This window comes from Photobacterium carnosum, from assembly GCF_002849605.1.
Classification (GTDB): Bacteria; Pseudomonadota; Gammaproteobacteria; order Enterobacterales; family Vibrionaceae; genus Photobacterium; species Photobacterium carnosum.
The window spans coordinates 1-19,176 of sequence record NZ_NPIB01000001.1 but is presented as its reverse complement, the minus strand read 5'-3'; the positions used below and the strand labels follow the sequence as shown (position 1 = coordinate 19,176).

At 36.7% G+C, this 19,176-nt stretch carries 17 protein-coding genes; 10 read left to right on the top strand and 7 right to left on the bottom strand.

Going from position 1 to position 19,176, the window contains the following annotated elements; translation table 11 throughout:
• Positions 1 to 275: 275 nt before the first annotated feature.
• Positions 276 to 1,202, top strand: a complete 927-nt coding sequence (locus tag CIK00_RS00080) for an LpxL/LpxP family Kdo(2)-lipid IV(A) lauroyl/palmitoleoyl acyltransferase (RefSeq protein ID WP_101766905.1) — start codon at positions 276 to 278, stop codon at positions 1,200 to 1,202.
• Positions 1,203 to 1,330: 128 nt separating this feature from the next.
• On the opposite strand, the gene CIK00_RS00075 is transcribed toward CIK00_RS00080, so the two are convergent.
• The 3 genes from CIK00_RS00075 to CIK00_RS00065 all read right to left on the bottom strand — a co-directional run bounded on the left by CIK00_RS00075 (position 1,331) and on the right by CIK00_RS00065 (position 4,841).
• Positions 1,331 to 2,623 carry a serine/threonine transporter gene (locus CIK00_RS00075; protein ID WP_101766904.1) on the bottom strand — a complete coding sequence of 431 codons (1,293 nt, stop codon included), beginning with the start codon at positions 2,621 to 2,623 and terminating at the stop codon, positions 1,331 to 1,333.
• A gap of 538 nt (positions 2,624 to 3,161) precedes the next feature.
• Positions 3,162 to 3,644 (bottom strand): YajQ family cyclic di-GMP-binding protein, encoded by a 483-nt coding sequence (locus tag CIK00_RS00070; protein ID WP_101766903.1) that lies wholly within the window; start codon positions 3,642 to 3,644, stop codon positions 3,162 to 3,164.
• Between the two features lie 138 nt (positions 3,645 to 3,782).
• Positions 3,783 to 4,841, bottom strand: a complete 1,059-nt coding sequence (locus tag CIK00_RS00065; protein WP_101766902.1) for a 3-deoxy-7-phosphoheptulonate synthase — start codon at positions 4,839 to 4,841, stop codon at positions 3,783 to 3,785.
• Between the two features lie 318 nt (positions 4,842 to 5,159).
• Between CIK00_RS00065 and CIK00_RS00060 the strand changes: the two genes are divergently transcribed.
• The 3 genes from CIK00_RS00060 (at position 5,160) to CIK00_RS21475 (ending at position 7,725) form a co-directional block, all read left to right on the top strand.
• Positions 5,160 to 6,065, top strand: a complete 906-nt coding sequence (locus tag CIK00_RS00060) for a putative PEP-binding protein (protein ID WP_101766901.1) — start codon at positions 5,160 to 5,162, stop codon at positions 6,063 to 6,065.
• Between the two features lie 496 nt (positions 6,066 to 6,561).
• Positions 6,562 to 7,209 carry a Rossmann-fold NAD(P)-binding domain-containing protein gene (locus CIK00_RS21480; protein WP_233426516.1) on the top strand — a complete coding sequence of 216 codons (648 nt, stop codon included), beginning with the start codon at positions 6,562 to 6,564 and terminating at the stop codon, positions 7,207 to 7,209.
• 24 nt (positions 7,210 to 7,233) lie between these two features.
• Positions 7,234 to 7,725 (top strand): Rossmann-fold NAD(P)-binding domain-containing protein, encoded by a 492-nt coding sequence (locus CIK00_RS21475; RefSeq protein WP_233426515.1) that lies wholly within the window; start codon positions 7,234 to 7,236, stop codon positions 7,723 to 7,725.
• Positions 7,726 to 8,219: 494 nt separating this feature from the next.
• Here the strand turns inward: CIK00_RS21475 and CIK00_RS00050 are convergent, their stop codons facing one another.
• The 3 genes from CIK00_RS00050 to cra all read right to left on the bottom strand — a co-directional run bounded on the left by CIK00_RS00050 (position 8,220) and on the right by cra (position 11,053).
• Positions 8,220 to 8,432: a cold-shock protein gene (locus CIK00_RS00050; protein ID WP_101766900.1), complete on the bottom strand. Its 213-nt coding sequence runs from the start codon at positions 8,430 to 8,432 to the stop codon at positions 8,220 to 8,222.
• Between the two features lie 503 nt (positions 8,433 to 8,935).
• Positions 8,936 to 9,970 carry an FUSC family protein gene (locus CIK00_RS00045; RefSeq protein ID WP_101766899.1) on the bottom strand — a complete coding sequence of 345 codons (1,035 nt, stop codon included), beginning with the start codon at positions 9,968 to 9,970 and terminating at the stop codon, positions 8,936 to 8,938.
• A gap of 99 nt (positions 9,971 to 10,069) precedes the next feature.
• Positions 10,070 to 11,053 carry a catabolite repressor/activator gene (cra, locus tag CIK00_RS00040; protein WP_101766898.1) on the bottom strand — a complete coding sequence of 328 codons (984 nt, stop codon included), beginning with the start codon at positions 11,051 to 11,053 and terminating at the stop codon, positions 10,070 to 10,072.
• Between the two features lie 372 nt (positions 11,054 to 11,425).
• Here cra and fruB point away from each other — a divergent pair, with 372 nt between their 5' ends.
• From fruB to fruA, 3 genes are all read left to right on the top strand, one after another.
• Positions 11,426 to 12,544, top strand: a complete 1,119-nt coding sequence (gene fruB, locus CIK00_RS00035; RefSeq protein ID WP_101766897.1) for a fused PTS fructose transporter subunit IIA/HPr protein — start codon at positions 11,426 to 11,428, stop codon at positions 12,542 to 12,544.
• 47 nt (positions 12,545 to 12,591) lie between these two features.
• On the top strand, positions 12,592 to 13,536 hold the full coding sequence (gene pfkB, locus CIK00_RS00030) for a 1-phosphofructokinase (RefSeq protein WP_101767371.1): 945 nt from the start codon (positions 12,592 to 12,594) through the stop codon (positions 13,534 to 13,536).
• Between the two features lie 78 nt (positions 13,537 to 13,614).
• A complete protein-coding gene (gene fruA / locus CIK00_RS00025; protein ID WP_101766896.1) occupies positions 13,615 to 15,369 on the top strand; it encodes a PTS fructose transporter subunit IIBC in 1,755 nt (584 codons plus the stop codon).
• A gap of 619 nt (positions 15,370 to 15,988) precedes the next feature.
• Here fruA and CIK00_RS00020 read toward each other — a convergent pair.
• A complete protein-coding gene (locus CIK00_RS00020) occupies positions 15,989 to 16,192 on the bottom strand; it encodes a phage integrase N-terminal SAM-like domain-containing protein (protein WP_101766895.1) in 204 nt (67 codons plus the stop codon).
• Positions 16,193 to 16,434: 242 nt separating this feature from the next.
• On the opposite strand from CIK00_RS00020, the gene CIK00_RS00015 reads away from it, so the two are divergent.
• From CIK00_RS00015 to CIK00_RS00005, 3 genes are all read left to right on the top strand, one after another.
• The gene (locus CIK00_RS00015; RefSeq protein ID WP_101766894.1) at positions 16,435 to 17,568 is read left to right on the top strand and encodes a hypothetical protein; all 1,134 of its coding nucleotides are present in this window, start codon (positions 16,435 to 16,437) and stop codon (positions 17,566 to 17,568) included.
• A 151-nt stretch (positions 17,569 to 17,719) separates the two neighbouring features.
• Positions 17,720 to 18,307, top strand: a complete 588-nt coding sequence (locus CIK00_RS00010) for a CatB-related O-acetyltransferase (protein ID WP_373322836.1) — start codon at positions 17,720 to 17,722, stop codon at positions 18,305 to 18,307.
• A gap of 106 nt (positions 18,308 to 18,413) precedes the next feature.
• Positions 18,414 to 19,052, top strand: coding sequence for a hypothetical protein (locus CIK00_RS00005; RefSeq protein ID WP_101766893.1), 639 nt, complete (start codon positions 18,414 to 18,416; stop codon positions 19,050 to 19,052).
• The last annotated feature ends 124 nt before the right edge of the window (positions 19,053 to 19,176 follow it).

Below are 19,176 nucleotides of genomic sequence, written 5' to 3'. Positions count from 1 at the left end.
AGCCGTAAATAACTAATTGATAATCAATAAATTTAATTATGTAGTACATGTTGGTTGGTTGTTTTACGAACATTTCATTTAAGTGTTAAACATATTTATTTGTATTTTTAAAGGAAAGTTCGCTTTGCCTCTATTTTAGTAATAATTAGCAGTAAATTGACGAGTTTTACTTTTTACAATCATCGTTAGGCACTATTATAGGTACCTATCTAAATTATTATATTTTTTGTATTTTTTGGGATAAAAAATAACGAAAAAATAGGTCACAATATCGCATGAGTTCTAAAATTAAACCTGTATTTACACGATCATTACTTCACCCTCGTTATTGGGGTACATTAGCATTAGTAGGGTTAATGTATTCACTTAGTTTGCTTCCTTATTCAGCTCAATTATTTTTAGGAAAGCATATTGGCCGTTTAGCGATTAAGTTAATGAAAAAGCGTCAACATATCATTCATCGTAATCTAGAATTATGCTTTCCATTAATGAGTGCGAGTGAACGAGAAAGTTTACTTAAAGAAAATATTGATAACACGGGATTAGCACTGTTCGAAACAGGAATGGCATGGTTTTGGTCTGATGCACGTGTTTGTCGTCATGTTACGATTAAGGGCATGGAGCATATGGAGCAATTAGAACGTGAAGGGAAAGGCGCATTAATGGTTGCGGTGCATTCAATGAACCTTGAGCTTGGCGCACGTGCTTTTGGTATTAAAAAAACAGGTATGGGTGTTTACCGTCCTAATAATAATCCGTGTTTTGATTATTTCCAATATCAAGGTCGTTCACGATCTAATCGTACTTTAATCGATCGGAAAGACGTTAAAGGTATGCTGAGAGCATTAAAAACAGGTGAACGAGTATGGTATGCCCCTGATCATGATTATGGTCTACGTCGCTCAACATTTGTACCTTTATTTGCGGTTGAGCAAGCATGTACAACAACAGGAACCAGCTTATTAGTTGATGCCTCAAATTGTGCGGTGGTGCCATTTACCATGGTACGTGATGATGATTCAGGTCATTATACGTTAACAATATGCCCGCCAGTTGAAGGCTTTCCTCATAAAGATTCTGATGCAGCAGCAGCATTTATTAATAAGATTGTAGAGCAATCTATTATGGCGGCACCGAGTCAATATATGTGGTTACATCGTCGTTTTAAAAATCGTCCAGAAGGGAAGCCAAGCCTTTATTAATTAAGCGATATTATATATAACCCAACTTATATCATTTGTGATCAGGTGGTTGAGGGTGTTATTTGAGCATAATAAAAAACCGAGCTTTTAGGGCTCGGTTTTTTTTTGATTTATTTTAGGTGCTGTCGTTATTGTGCTAGAGAATAAAAAATAGCAGAAATAGACATTAAACCAATAACGGTAACAAAAATATTACTGATAGCCCCTGAGTATTTTTTCATCGCGGGTACTTTCTTTATCGCATACATTGGCATAATAAACAGTAACATCGCAATAATTGGGCCACCTAAGTTTTCAATCATACCTAAAATACTTGGATTAAGCGTCGCAACGGCCCAAGTTGTAAGAAGCATGAATAAGGCAGTGAAGCGATTAAGTGTTTTATTTGAGATTGTTTTATTATTATCTCGTGCAACTTTATGAATAATGCCATTCAAACCTTCACTTGCACCTAAATAATGGCCTAAGAAAGATTTTGTTATCGCGATAATTGCCACAATAGGTGCAGCATAAGCAATAACTGGGGTATCGAAATGGTTCGCTAGGTAAGTCAAAATTGAGGCATTTTGTGCTTTAGCTTCGATAAGATTGGCAGGCGTTAAGCTTAATACGCAACTACAAACAAAAAACATCACCGTAATAACCATCATAATATGGGCGCGTAATAAAATACGAGAGCCTTGACGTTCGGCGTTAGCACCATATTCTTTTTCTTTAGCTACAGCGAATGAAGAGATAACTGGTGAGTGGTTAAACGAAAATACCATTACAGGTAAAATTAGCCATACAGCCATTATTACCGTACTGCCACTGTCATTTTGAGGAATAATATCGGTAAAAATAGCATTGTTCCAATGAGGAACGAGATATAACGCGAGCATAAGTAAAACAGCAACAAAAGGGAAGACCAAAATACTCATCGCTTTTATGATCAGTTGCTCACCTAAACGAACAATAGCCATTAAAACTAAAATTAATATCAAAGCGAGAATTGCACGCGCTGGTGGTTCGATACCTAATTGAAATTTCATAAAACTTTCAACGGTATTGGTCAAAGCCACACTATAAACAAGCAAAATAGGGTAGATAGCAAAGAAATATAATAAGGTAATAATTTTACCCATATTTTTACCAAAGTGCTCTTCAACCACATCGGTAATATCGGCACCGGGAGTCGCACTTGATAATACAAAACGCATCATTGCTCGGTGAGCAAAAAAGGTCATTGGTAATGCTAAAATCATCATTACGATAAGGGGAATTAAGCCACCAATCCCAGCATTAATAGGTAAAAATAAAGTGCCAGCACCAACTGCTGTGCCATATAAACCGAGCATCCATACGGTATCACTTTTACTCCAGCCGAGTTTTTGGGTATTGTCGGTTGTTGTTGCAGTCGTTTTCTGTTGTGCGGTGCCCATTATGGACATCTCCTTTATTTCATTTTCAGTCAATGTGTACTGAATAAGTTGAGTCGCACAACAAGCGAATTAATAGTAATTTACAACAATCATTTTTGTTATAAAAAGTGAACATTCCGTGATCGTATAAGCATATCCGTGCTAGTTATCGTTGTTGCTGCTCTTTATCCTATTATGTTAGTAACAAAGAATGAAAAGTAATTAACCATTATTGAAGTGCGTGGATTATAGAGTATAAGTATGCTTTGCAACAATTTTTGCAAATAAAAAAATTCGTTTGCTTGAAAAGTATACTTTTACGTAATGGTTATGTTGCTAGTGTTGTGATGTGGTTTTTAAGTGCGGTATTTTTGAGTATTTAATGTTTCACTTGTGTTTTGTTTTATATTTGTATGACGTATTTGCGCATAACAGTAAAGTATAATTTTAATAATTACAGTTTAAATGTTATTACTATTTTTAAAGATATTCAAAAATAGTTGAATGAAAAGATAAAAAAAGAAGCGATAATACGCTTCCTTTATGCTGTTTACAGTGTTTAGTCACGGAAATTATCAAATTGGAATGGTTGACCAAGATCTTGTGCACGAACTAATGCCATTGTAGCTTGCAAGTCGTCACGCTTTTTAGCGGTTACACGTAGCTTTTCACCTTGAATTGCTACTTGCACTTTTAATTTAGCGTCTTTAATCGCTTTTACCAATTTTTTAGCATTAGTGGTTTCAACACCTTGCTTAAATTCAATGTTCTGTGATGCTGTTTTACCTGAAAAATTGATTGATTTACGCTCAAGAGCATTGGCATCAACACCACGTCTTGCAAGGTTACCACGTAAAATTGCCACAATTTGGTCAAGTTGAAATTCTGATTCTGAGGTGATTTTTACGATTTCTTTGTTTAATTCTACGTTGGCTTCAACACCACGAAAATCAAAACGAGTGCTAATTTCTCGAATTGAATTATCTACCGCATTTTTGATTTCTACGGTATCTACTTCGGAAATAATATCAAAACATGGCATGTTATTGGCCTCTAATCTGAAGATGGGAAATATATCCCGTTATAAATTAACGTGTACATTATACCGTTAATTAACAATGAGGAAAGGAGCAACAATGTACTGGTGCTCCTTTATTGTATTAAGATGTTAAGCGGAAGATTATGCGTTGGCGTCTTTAATTGCACTAGCCAGCATATCAAGCATTACTAACGTATCATTCCAATCAATACATGGATCTGTAATTGATTGTCCATATACAAGTTCATTTTCTTTACCGCTGATTACCGTTTGATTACCTTCTTCAATAAAGCTTTCTGCCATAATGCCAGCAATAGATTGGCTACCATTACGAATTTGCTCACAAATATCAGCCGTTACATCAAGTTGACGTTTATGTTGTTTTTGGCAATTACCATGGCTAAAGTCGACAATTAACTTTGGTGTTAATGAAAATTCAGCTAATGTTTTGCAAGCTATTGCAACATCTTGTTGGTGATAATTGGGTATCTTGCCACCGCGAAGAATAATATGCCCATATGGATTGCCTGCAGTGCGATAAATTGTCATTTGACCATTTTTATCGGGTGAGCAAAACAAATGTGATGCACGTGTGGCACGAATAGCATCAATCGCAATTTTAATATTGCCATCAGTGCCATTTTTAAAGCCAACAGGGCAAGACAGTGCTGATGCCATTTCACGGTGAATTTGAGATTCAGTGGTGCGGGCACCAATGGCTCCCCATGTAATAAGGTCTGCAATATATTGACCGGTGATCATATCTAAAAATTCAGTCGCAGTGGGTAACCCTAACGCATTAATATCAATTAATAATTTACGCGCTTTGTGTAAACCTGTAGCGAGATCAAGACTTCCATCTAAATGTGGATCTGAGACCAAACCTTTCCAGCCAATAACGGTACGCGGTTTTTCAAAATAAGTGCGCATAACGATCAAAAGCTGGTCTTTATATATTTCTTGTACAGCAACAAGGCGTTTCGCATAGTCTATAGCAGCGTCGGTGTCATGAATTGAACATGGCCCTACAATCACCAAAAGACGTGAATCTTTACCTGATAGGATGGATTCTACTTGCTTACGTGCACTATCAACATGCACAGCAATAGCATCTGTCATTGGTGAGGCTGTTTCTACTTCTGCTGGGGTCGGCATAAGACCGAGACTTATTGTGCGAAGTTCATCTGTTTTCATTGGCATAATAGTGTGCCTACCTTGGTATCTCTGTAATAACCCCGTTAAGATAGCCCAAATCATCATTGGAATAAACCAAACTTGTGATAACAAATAGGTTTTTAATGAGTAATTGTGGAAATTGTTTACTGAAAGGGTGATTTTGCATGCAATTATTAATCAACATAAACCTGATGGCATATAGTTTGAAAATTGAATCATTGTTATTAAATAACGTTTTATTCTTGCTTGAAAATTAAACACACAGTAATGTCAATAATTGCCTATTTAATACATTAAGATTGATAGGTACTCGGCTTTTTAACATGGAGGTACAGGTGGAGTATGACAACACAAACTGAATTATTGTTGACAACAACAGCGGTGTTGCACAATGCGCAACAATTAGCGGCGCTAAATAGTGAGGGAATTGGGTTAGTATTATTAGATGATCTTATTGCCACCTCGGTGGCTATTCATCCATTAGTTTTTACCCAACAGAATCTTTTATCTGATGCGACTCAGCAAGCGTTACAACAAAAAATAGCCGAGCAATATGGGCAACAGACTGTCGCGTTGGCTGAATATTATGTTGCTATACTGACTGAGTTATTAGTATCAGCAGCAAGACAACAAGGATCTGCGCCACTAAAAGTACAATTAGCAGGGGCTAATGCCGAATGCCGATGCCAACTATTAGGTGCCGAACTAGAAGCCACTGAAATTAATCCACAATTAGGATTACGCGGTGTGAGTCTTTATGCTGACGTTAATTATAAGGCCAGTTTTGCGTTGCAATGTGAGGTAATTAAACGTGCTCGTGCAGCTGTTGGTGGTGACACGATTGAATTGGTAGTACCGTTTGTACGTACTTTTAGTGAAGCGGCAACTATAATTGATTTGTTGGCTGAACAAGGTTTATGCCGAGGCGCAAATGGCTTAAAAGTCCATATGCTTTGTTCTGTGCCTGCAAATGCATTATTAGCCGATACGTTTATTCATTATTTTGATGGTTTTGTCGTGGATGTTACGCAATTAGCACAATTGGCATTAGGACAAGACTTTGCCAATGCCAAGCTTCATTATCGAGTAGATACTCAAAATGATGCGATAATAACACTATTAAAAATGTTGTTAGTTGTTGCGGGGAATGCATCAAAAGATTGTAATATTTATTATGATGCTATTTCACAAGCGCCACGTTTACAACAGTGGCTGATAGATCATGAAGTGACAACGGTTATTTGTTAAGAAGAGAAACCTGCGCTATTAATTAATAACGCGGGTTTATTATTTGTTCCCCTTTTATTATTACTATTATTTAACACACTAATTTAAAATAGTGAAAAATAACTATCGACAGCTGAGAAATTATTGGTTTTTGATGAGCCTCGGTGGTAATCAGGTAGAAATTAATACCTTTTTATTTTAATGAAAATCAGAATAAAACCGATTATTGGCAACTAAAAAAAACATCTAGAGTTTTTAATAAACAATGCATTTAAATCCTATTGACAAGTTAACAATATAAAATATCAACAGTGTTTTTTTCCTGATTTATAAATATGATGACTTAATCGACATAATAAAAAAAAACGTGTTACTGTATTACCTTGTTATTTCATTTCTAATAACAATAAGAATATATTTTCGTATGTTGATTTTATGATTCTAATCCTTTCCATTTGAATTATGTGTTTATAACGTCATCTATTAATTTTGTTATAAAAAGGACACGACGACTAACATGAATACATTAAAAATAGGAGTCATTGGGACTTCAAGAAAAGAAGATGAACAACGATATCCAATTCATCCAGAACATTTACTTCGAATCCCTAAAAAACTTCGTCAACAACTTATTTTTGAAGAAGGTTATGGTGCTGCATTTGGTATTTCAGACTCAAAAATTGCAGATTTAACAGGAGGCATTGCTAGTCGTCACGACTTATTAGCTAACATTGGTACGGTTATCATTGCTAAGCCAGTATTACAAGATTTACAAGAACTACGCGAAGGTGGAACACTATGGGGGTATGTACATTGTGTACAACAAGAAGATATAACTCAAATAGCATTAGAGCGTAAACAAACACTGATTGCCTTTGAAGATATGTACACCTGGTCTCCTGATGGTCAAGTAGGTCGTCATACATTCTATAAAAATAATGAAATGGCAGGCTATTGTGCCGTATTACACGCTCTACAATTGAAAGGTATTGATGGACATTATGGCGATCAGCGTAAAGCAATAGTGTTTGGTTTTGGTGCTGTTAGTCGTGGTGCTATACATGCATTAAAGGCGCATGGTTTTAGGGATGTCACTATCTGTACTCAGCGTTTACTCAATGAGGTGCGAGAAGAAATACTCGATTGTAACTATGTTAGAATCTGAGGCGGTAGTGATACAGAAGAACGCATGGTTGTGATTGATTGTGATGGAATAATACGACCATTAAAAAATCTTATAAATGAAACCGATATTATCGTAAACGGCACATATCAAAATACAGAAAAACCCACAAACTTTATTCTTGAGTCTGAATGCAAATATCTCAAACCTAATAGTTTAATTATTGATGTCAGTTGTGATGAAGGCATGGGATTCTTTTTTGCGAAACCAACCACATTTAAAAATCCAACGTTTAAATATAAAACGATAGATTATTATGCAGTAGATCACACTCCGAGTTATTTATGGGAAAGTGCTACTCGTTCAATTTCTGCAGCATTAATTGTTTATTTACCTAATATATTAGCTGGCCGTGATAGTTGGTATGAGAATAATACTATTCAACAAGCAATCAACATTGATAATGGTGTAATTGTTAAGTCTTCTATTTTATCTTTTCAAAAACGTGAAAAAGAATACCCTCATAAATTTTTAAATACAGCTAAAGATTTAGCCTGATTTTCATAAAAAATACTGTATATATTATTAAAAATAAAATAAATGTTTATTATAATAAATAGATTTCAAATAAATCTATTTTAGATTAAATATTCAAGAAAATAGCCATAAAAAATATTTAAACAGTAGTGTTTTATTATTTAACCAGTACATATATCACATTAATAATAATACCTTTCTTTAGGCAGCGTTTACTCTGCCTTTTTTAATTGTTTTTTGTTATATTTTTTGTGAAGAAAAGGGTGGTAAATAAAAAATCGCATTATCTATGCTTAAATAAGTAGATCTCACTCGCAATTTAATTTATTTAAAAAACGAATATATCATAAATAACATGTTTATTAATTATGATATCAATTTTTAAATTTCTGCGATGTTCGTTAACAAGCTAAATATTAGATCAATAAAAACATAACTATAATTAATCACTAAATAACAGGCATAAAAAATGCCGGCCATAGCCAGCATTTTTATTATTTATCAGCGAGGATAAATTATAAAGCTACAACGTTTGCAGCTAGAAGACCTTTAGGACCTTCTGATACTTCAAAAGATACTTTTTGGCCTTCAGCTAATGTTTTGAAGCCATCTGAAGAAATAGCAGCGAAGTGAACGAATACGTCAGCACCGCCATTGTCTTGAGAAAGAAAACCAAAACCTTTTGCTTCGTTAAACCATTTTACTAGACCAGTTGTTTGATTAGACATGTAATGTTCCTTATATAAATATGATTAATTAACCGCCAAAATGCGATGTGCTAAGTGGTTAAATTATTAATGTCGCTGCCAATACAAGGGAAACACTGAAGTACAAAACGATAACGTTGATGTAGCTGAAGGTTTAACTGTTACTTGGTGTTGCATTTAATAACTCTCTAAACAACAGAGCATGGCATATAATACCACCTGATTATTTCATGTACATCTATTTTTATTAATAAGGATATTATTCTTGATTATTTTTTTGTAACCCATTGAAGTATATAAGTAATGTCAGGCCTAAAAATTCAATCTAATTTTAAAAAATCTTCTCTGATACTCAAATTTATGGAATTGAAAAACAAAATAGAGAACGTTTATTTAATTTGCGCTGGAAAAATGGTTAGCTTGTCTTGAATGTGGTGCCCAATTACCATCGATGCTCGAAAAATTATTAATATTGGTTGAGTATCGGTGGTAATTGGGTATTTTTTAAGATAGAGATAGTGGATTTACTGATTAATAATTCGCAATTGAATAATAAGTGCATCAAGTCGACTAATAAACTGACGAGTTAGCCAAAAATAGCCATAGATACCCAGCGAATTAGCCGCGTCATTAGGTGATATCTCTTCTGCCATTATTGGGAGAAGATCTATATTCGGTAATGTATCTATACCCGCTAAGCTACTATGATTAGCCGATGCCAGCTCTAATTGCGTTAAAATAGTAATAATATGTTGTTGATATTGTTTTAGATCTGTTTGAGCTAATAATTGACGTCGACTGATATCTGAACTCCAATGCGTTTCAATTAATTGTTCAGTAACACTAATTAATGAGCGTTGTACCGTAATAATAGTTCGATAATGACCCGAGAGTTTATGCCTTTCTTTTTGCACATTAGGTAATAGAATGATCATTTTCATGTGTCGTTCTAATACTTCACGTTTCATGACATTTAACTGCCTAAGACTCAACATATGAGCCGAAGCATGCGCTTGATAAAGTTGACGTAATGCGCGTAAATTTTGATTAAACAGTAAATTCCAACCTGTTATCGCACGAATAGGCATTAACATTGAAAATGCAATAGCAATCAAACTGCCAATAAGAATATTAGCGACACGCCATAATGCGACGTTGACTTCTAAAGAGGTATTGCCCTGATAAGAAACAATAATTAACGTCATTACGGCTAAAAAGAAGAAATAAATATTCTTACCGTAAGATTTTAAAGAGAGTAAGAATACCCACGCTAACATCCATACCGGAATTAGGTAATCAAACTGATCGGGAAATAAGACGGTTAATAACCCTAATATTGCCCCTAATAATGTCCCACCAATACGTTGAAAACCTTTATAAACAATGGCTCCAGCATAAGGTTGCATCATAACGACAATTACAGTAACCGGTCCCCACATGGAATGAGGAACGGGTACGATGGAATAAAAGGCGAGCGTGAAAGCAATCGCTAATGTTACCCGTAAAGCATGAGAGAATTGTGCATGCGATATTAATAATGCTTTAAGACGTAAATACATGGTGGAGCCTATAACAACTTAGTAGAAAGAGATAAAAATAAGTAATCGTGTATTTTTTCATTATTGTTAATATTCTGCAATAGGATAATAACTATAGTATTAACGAGGAATGACTTGACGAGGAATGACCTCAATATTCGGTTCATAGTTTCCTTTTATTGCTTCAAGTGCTAAAGCTAAAGCCTTATCAGCAATAAGCTCAAATTGTTGTGGTAATGATTGTATTTTATTCGGTAAAAAATCCAATAGGCGGTTATCACCAAACGTTGCGAGATAAGTATGACTCATTAGTTGGGGATTTTTAAGCAGACAATCAAGCACACCTTCAAATAAAGTATAAGACGTCGCTAATATCGCATCAGGAAAACAATCATCATCAATCCATTGTTGAACCATACGTTGCCCATTTTGCTGACTAAAATGTTCCCCATAACTCATAATAGTCGTTACGGGGTGTAGATGACGTTTTACCGCAGCGGTAAAGCCTTGTTGGCGTTCTTTTGATACCCCTAAATCAGGCACTGCGCCAATTAGACCAATACTGTTAATCGGATGACTTAATAGTGATTGTGTTAGTTGATAGGCTCCTTCTAAATCTTCGCTAATAATAGATGCAAAGAATTCGTCATCTAATGCGCGGTCAATAGCAATTACAGGTACGCCATGAGCTTGAATCTTTCTATAAAAATGATTATCTACCGCTAATGAACTCGCAACAATTAAAGCATCAGTACGACGACTGAGTAGCATATCGGCGACTTTCATCTCTGTTTCAGGATCATCATCAGAGCACGATATGATCATTTGATATCCCGCTTTGCGCGCATTACGCTCTAATAATTTAGCAATTTTGGCATAACTGCTATTTTCTAAATCAGGAATAATTAGCCCAAGGGAATGGCTATTTCCAAGACGAAGTGACGTCGCGGCATGATCGGGGCGATAGTCATGTTCTTTAACAATGGCCATAACCTTGTGTTGGGTTTTTTCACTGATACGATATTGTTTCGCTTTACCGTTAATAACGTAGCTTGCTGTTGTTCGAGACACACCAGCGAGTTTTGCGATTTCATCTAATGTCATTGTTGTTGTCCATTGTCAGTGTATAGGGAAGCGCCAGCGTGTTAATAGGCTAGATTGTTATTTGTTAAATATAAGTTTGTGCGCTTGATCATATATTCACTTAATGCATACTTATCAAAGTTTGCAATTCTAGCTGAAACGATTCAGTATGCAAGCTGAAAGGATTCAGCAAGGTGTTAAATGTATGTTCGAGTAGCTAGAGTATTGTCTAATACAGGGCATTTTTATTTACCGTTTTGCTGAAAGGATTCAGTTTATTATTAATACAGGCCAGAAAATATTAATAATAAGCTGATAGGGTTAACCCATAGTTTTAAATAAATAGAACCATAAATAGCAATGATCTCACAGAGCATTGAATTGGAGAGTTACATGTTATCACTGTCTAAAAATGATATAGCGATGCAACAAGTCGCATTGAATAAAGAAGATGCCATTAAAGCGTTGGCGGCTGATCTTGAAGCAACGGGATTAGTACAGACAGGGTATGTCAATGGCATGCTTGCCCGTGAGCAACAGAATTCAACATATTTAGGCAATGGTATTGCGATCCCACATGGTACGACTGAAACCCGTGATTTAGTTAACCATACCGGAGTGAAAATTCATCACTTTCCACACGGTGTGCCATGGGGTGATGATCATACGGCTTACATTGCGATAGGGATTGCCGCTAAATCAGATGAGCATTTAGGTATTCTAAAGCAATTAACCAAAGTGTTATCAGCAGATGGTGTTGAAGATAAATTACGTCATTGTGAATCTGAACAAGCGATCATTACCGTACTTCTTGGTGACGAACAACAAGAAGCTGAATGTAATGCTGAGCTCATTTTGAAGCAATTTCCTGCGCAAGATTTATTACAGTTAACCGCTGTTGCTGCGGGATTAATTAAATACCAAGGATTTGCAGAAACGGCCACAGTGACTGATGCGATTAGCCAAGGGGCAAGTTATTTAGGGCAAGGCTTATGGTTGGTTAAAAGTAATAAGCAGGTTAAACGTACTGCGATTTCAGTGGTAACACCGCAAATACCTTTTGAAGAATTAGGTCACCCTGTGGCGGGTATGATCATGATCGCGGCCAATAATACGGCCCAGAAAGCGAACCTTGAGTACCTCACATCTTTGATTTATCAAGGCAAGATTGCTCAATGGTTAGCATCATCAGCACAAGAAATGGTAACCGCGCTGACGCAAGTCGCATTAGAAGGCAATCAAGCTATATTTACGATTCGTAATCCCCATGGTTTACATGCTCGCCCTGGTGCAATGTTAGTTAATACCACCAAGAAATTCGATGCGGATATTCAAGTGGTTAATATCACCAGCGACAGTAAGCCCGTTAATGCTAAAAGTTTAATGAAAGTGATTGGACTTGGTGTGAAATGCGGTAATGAATTGCAATTTACCGCACATGGCAGTGATGCAGATGCGGCATTAACGGCAATCGGTCAAGCTATTGCTGATGGCTTAGGCGAAAAACTATAAGGATCGCAGCAATGACAATTTCAACCTTACAGACAGAGACACAAACCATGCACCATGTTGTTAAACCTAAAGTTGTCGCGGTAACACTCAACCCAGCATTAGATCTTACTGGCAGTTTAGCGACCATTTCGCTAGGCCGTGTCAATGTGGTTGAACACGGTAATTTACATCCTGCGGGTAAAGGCGTGAACGTTGCTAAAGTTTTAGCAGAGCTTGGTGCTGATGTGACAGTAACGGGTTTATTAGGTGCTGATAATCAAGAACCTTTTTGCCAATTGTTTGAGCAAATAGGCGCAACCGATAAGTTTATCCGCGTGGCGGGTGCAAGCCGAATTAATGTTAAATTGGTCGAAAAAAATGGTCAGGTGAGTGACATTAATTTTCCTGGCGTTGCCGTTACAGCTGCCAATATTTTAGCCTTTGAAAAAACATTATTTGAATTAGCAGTAACCCATGATGTGTTTGTGATTGCAGGTAGCTTGCCACAAGGTATTACCCCTGACATGTGCGCCAATTGGTTAGAAAAATTACATCAATTGGGCAAAAAAGTATTGTTTGATAGCAGTAAGTCCGCATTGGAAGCAGGTTTGGAAGCCCATCCGTGGTTGGTTAAACCGAATGATGAAGAACTGGCTGAATGGGCAGGACAAGCACTAGAAACGCAACAACAATGTATGGATGTTGCAGAACAAATTGCAGCTAAAGGGATCACGAATGTTGTGGTATCACTCGGTGCAAAAGGGGTGATGTGGTTTAACGATGAAGGCTGGTTACATGCTCAACCGCCAAAAATGGACGTCGTGAGTACCGTTGGCGCAGGTGATACTTTAGTTGCTGGTTTATGTTGGGGTGAACTTAATCAACATTCAAAAGCACAGTCATTACAATTTGCGACGGCATTATCAGCAGTAGCGGTGACGCAAGTGGGTGTCGGTGTTGAGAATATCAATAAAGTTAATGATATTGCTAAACATGTCATTGTAACTCAATAGCTTAAGTACATAGAGCTTAATCACATCATTGCTTAACGACAGAAGAACATGTGAAGCAACATTGACCAAGGTGTAAATATGAAAATAGCATTAGTAACAGCTTGTCCTAGCGGCATCGCAACCACCATTATCGCAGCGGGTTTATTAGAAAAAGCCGCCGCAGAACTACAATGGCAAGCAAGCATTGAATGCCAAACTGCATTTAATCCAACCAAAGAACTGACTCAACAACAGATTGATGATGCTGAAGTGATCATCATTGCGACGGGCACAGCGATTGATAACTCACGCTTTGTGGGTAAAAAAGTTTATCAAGCAGATATCACAGCTTGTTTTGAAAATACCAAAGCATGGCTAACAGACGCCGTTACACAAGCACAATTATTAACAGCAGCAACCACTCAAGCGCTTGCTGATGAGGCTGATAATGCGGTTAAGAAAATTGTCGCGATCACTGCTTGCCCAACGGGTGTTGCTCATACTTTTATGGCAGCAGAAGCGTTGACAGAAGAAGGTCAGCGTCAGGGTTATGAGATTAAAGTTGAAACCCGTGGCTCAGTTGGCGCTAAAAACCAATTAACAGATGCGGAGATTGCAGCCGCTGATTTAGTGATTATTGCAGCAGATATTGAAGTAGACTTAGCCCGATTTAATGGCAAAAAGCTTTACAAAACCAGCACAGGGTTAGCACTTAAGAAAACTAAACCAGAGCTAGAAAAAGCCTTTGCAACCGCCACGGTATATCAACATTCTGGAAATAGTAACGCTCAAGCGGCTAACAACAAAGCAGAAAAAGCAGGGCCGTATAAACACCTAATGACAGGTGTGTCTTACATGTTGCCATTAGTGGTGGCTGGTGGTTTATCCATTGCCTTATCGTTTGTATTTGGTATCGAAGCCTTTAAACAAGAAGGCACGTTAGCCGCAGCCTTAATGACCATCGGTGGTGGTTCAGCATTTGCGTTAATGGTGCCAGTATTGGCGGGTTTCATCGCATTCTCAATTGCCGATCGCCCAGGTTTAGCACCGGGTTTAATTGGCGGTATGTTAGCTAGTACCACAGGCGCGGGTTTCTTAGGCGGCATCGTTGCTGGTTTCCTAGCGGGTTACAGTGCTAAATTCTTAGTTGAAAAAATCAAACTGCCACAATCAATGGAAGCGCTAAAACCGATTTTGATTGTGCCATTATTAGCCAGCTTAATTACCGGCTTGGTGATGATCTATATTGTTGGTGGTCCAGTATCAGCAGCAATGGCTGGCTTAACCACGTTCTTAAATAATATGGGTTCAGCCAACGCGGTATTACTGGGTATTATCCTTGGTTGTATGATGTGTTTCGACTTAGGTGGTCCTGTAAACAAAGCCGCATATACCTTTGGTGTTGGCTTACTTGCCTCACAAACTTATGCGCCAATGGCTGCGGTAATGGCAGCAGGTATGGTGCCAGCAATGGGTATGGGTTTAGCAACATTCCTTGCGAAGCGTAAGTTCTCAGCTAGCGAAAATGAAGCAGGTAAAGCCTCGTTTGTACTAGGTATGTGCTTTATTACTGAAGGCGCGATCCCATTTGCAGCCCGCGATCCAATGCGTGTTATTCCAAGCTGTATGATTGGTGGCGCGTTAACAGGTGCATTATCAATGTTATTTGGTGCAAAACTAATGGCTCCACATGGCGGCTTGTTTGTTCTGTTAATTCCAAACGCAATATCACCAGCGTTACTTTACTTAGTCGCTATTGCTGCGGGTACGGTAGTTACTGGTGTATTGTACGCATTCTTAAAGCGTCCAGAAGAAGGTTCAGTTGCGGCTGAAGCGGCATCAGCTAACTCTTAATTAACGCGAATAATATTTAGTAATTCAAAGCCGACTTAATTGTCGGCTTTTTTTGAAGGGGATAAAGGGGATAGGTTGTAAGGGATGAGGGTTTAGGAACAGCGAATTAAAGCAAGCCCATAATTATATTTAAAATGATGATTAAAATTTCAGATAGTGAATACAAAACCCACCCCGTAATTCCCTACAGTGAGGTTACGAACGAGATAGAGAATCTATTTACAGCGTGTTGTAGTGTTATTATATTTTGATGTTTTTAAACGCTCACTGAAAATTCCAAGAGTGAATATAAAACTCACCCCCGTCATTCCCTACAGTGAGGTTACGAACGAGATAGGGAATCTACTTACAGCGCGTTGTAGTGTTATTATATTTTGATATTTTTAAACGCTCACTGAAAATTCCGAGAGTGAATATAAAACCTACCCCGTCATTCCCTACAGTGAGGTTACGAACGCGATAGGGAATCTATTTATAGCGTGTTGTAGTGTTATTATATTTTGATATTTTTAAACGCTCACTGAAAATTCCAAGAATAAATATAAAACTCACCCCGTCATTCCCTACAGTGAGGTTACGAACGAGATAGGGAATCTATTTACAGCGTGTTGAATCGTTATTAATTATTATTTAATGAATGTAATTGATTGGCTAAATAAGACAGAAATTGTTCAACATCATCATTGTCTAATTTATAAGGATGTTTTTTATTATGGAATAAAATATAGTTTTTAATCCAATATAAGTAACTTTCAACGGTACGTTTTGCGTAGCTTTTTTGATACATGTATTCTTTTATGTAAGTTAGAAAGAGAGATACCATATCGCACCTTTTGTACTGTTAATACATACAGCAATTAGTATTAGTAAAAAAAGTAGCAACTAAAAGGCAGATGCCCGATTTTGTGACTTCTATCGGGCAACCAATGTAATAATTTTTTTGATTTATAATGTTTTTTGTATAATGACGAATTAAATACGGGCGCAGGTTCAAAGAACAAATTCGGGCAAGTTGTTAATATAATAAGTTGTTATGTGTAAATCAACATTAAGGGTAAAGTTAAGATGGATGTTTTTGCTAAAATTCCAAATCTTCCAGAAGATAAGTTACACGATAAATTTAAACTTTTGAGAGATGAGTATTATTACAAAGGGGCCCGTGAAATAATTAATGATTGGACGAAAGATTTTCATGATCGAGATAATAAAATTGCACTTGAATTTCAAACAACGTTTCACTCTGCATTTTGGGAGTTCTATTTAAATGCTGTTTTTAAAAAGCTAGGTCTTAGTTTGCAAGAAAAATATAATAGGCCTGATTTTATCATTGAAGGTGAGTATGAGTTTTTTGTTGAGGCTGTAGTATCTGAGATTAAGAAAGGAGGAAAACCTGAATCAGAAAGAACTACTGATGATCATCTAAGTATGCTAGAACCTATTAAAACTGATGTCGAATTTTCAGCTTTGATTGATGAAGCAATAGTTCGACATTCAAATTCAATTTATGCCAAATTAGATAAATATAAAGGATATAAAAATAAGAAAGGTAAGTGGAGTACTGGTTATAAAGATTGTGAATGGGTTAATGATGAACGTCCATATGTAATAGCATTGTCTTCATATGGTCAAATAAACTATGGTAAAGAATATATATACTCTATGTTTGCGCTTTTGTATGGTTGGTATTACTCTCCAGAAAAAGACGCTTACATGATTAAGCAATCAGTTAAAAAGCCAGGGACAAACTCAAATATAGAATTAGGCATTTTCAATAATGAGAAAATGAAAGATATTTCAGCCATTATATTTACAAATACACTGACATTAGGGAAATTGTCATCACTTAGTAAGTCAATGCAGCATGATAGTGCACATGTTATTAATGTTAGATATGACAGATTTTCATCACCTCATTATAAAATTCATGAGGTCAATATGGATCACCCAGAGGACTTGCTTGATGGTTTGTATATATTTCATAACCCAAATGCGAAGAATAGATTTGAATGTGAGGAAATCACTTCAAATCATGTAGTTGAGTATTCTTTAGACGATAATGGATTAGGAATGGAGGGCGCTCGATGGCCTATTGTTGCAAGATATTGTTCCCCATTTGGGCAGTTTTACAGTGAGCTACTTAAATCAACAGCTGCTAGTAATTATAATAAAACTATTGCGTATGACATTATTAAAAAATAAATATCACACATAACAAATACATCAACACGATTTACTACACTCGGCATCTCAGGTTGTCGGGTGTTTCTCGTTTTAAGGCGTCAATTTTAGATATGATTGCATAGTAGTAAACGTGTTATGCAGGCGTTATAAGCTTAAAAGAGGATTTAGGTTGAACAATTATTTTGAAAGCCCTTTTGTGGGTGAGCATAGTTACTATTCTGGCTATTATCATAATCATAGCTTTGATGATTGTGCTCGTTATTTATTGGCTGATAGAACGGATATTGATAAATTAATTATTGGTAGTTATTGCTCAATTGGTTCGGGTGCTGTTTTTATGATGGCAGGCAATCAAGGACATCAAAATAATTGGGTCAGTACGTTTCCGTTTTTCTATCAAGAGAATGAAAATTTCTCGGACGCTAAAGATGGTTTTGAACGTTCAGGGGACACGGTAATTGGTAATGATGTTTGGATTGGCACTGAAGCAATGATTATGAGCGGTGTAAAAGTCGGTGATGGTGCAATTATCGCAAGTCGAGCTGTCGTAACTAAAGATGTCGCGCCTTATTCAATTGTTGGCTCAAATCCAGCTAAACATATTCGTTATCGTTTCACTGAAATTGAGATTGCTCAGTTGTTAGAAATGAAATGGTGGCAATGGAGCGATGACCAAATCAAGGGCGCAATGAGTTTAATGTGCTCGTCAGATATCAGTGGTCTTTATAGTTATTGGCAAAATCAGAATCGCTTATAACAAATGCATCAACACGATTTGCTACACTCGGCGTTGTCAGTTTGCCTTTGGTTTCAGGGATTAAGGTAGTAAAATTCAGCTAAGTCTGTATCGTAGCAAACGTGTTATGCAGGCGTTATATCTTATTAAATTTGAGAAGGTTATGAGAGTAATTGAAGAATATCAAGGGGTACCATTGGTAATCCCTAGTGAGTTGATGCATGGTGAAAATTGTTACACCATGCTAACAGGTAAAAATGGCGTTGGTAAAAGCAGACTGATTTCTGAACTGGCTAGAGAGTATACTGAACGTTACGATGTTCATCGCGAAGAGTATGTTTTCCACAATCATTATAAATCTGTTGATCAACCGAAAATAATTGCAGTTTCCACTAGCCCATTTGATAAGTTCCCACTACATAGAAAGAGACCAAATACATATGAGATTTCTAATTACCGATATGTAGGAATAAGAAGTGCAGGAGCTTTTGGAGCTTCAGCCATTTCTCTTATATCATCTGCTATGTCAGGGATTTTTGAAAAGCTGACTATGGGATGGGGATACGATCGATTAATTAAGATTTTCGATGTGCTAGGGTTTGCTCCTGAAGTTCAATTCGTTTTTAAACTTAATAATGTCTCTAACTATAATAGCGAACGTTATGAGTTAAATTTCGATACTGGTAATGAACTTCATGACATTCTAAGAGATAGAGGTATACCTTTAGAACCTAGAGTCCTTGAAAGCCTTGAAGGCTTGGATTGAAGTGGTCAAGTAAAACTGTACACCTTTATAGGTGTTTAAATTAAGCGGCTGCTTCCATCACCACTGGCGGTAAATAGTTGTTATAACTATGGCCCCGCTTAGTGTTGTAATGCTGCAATATATA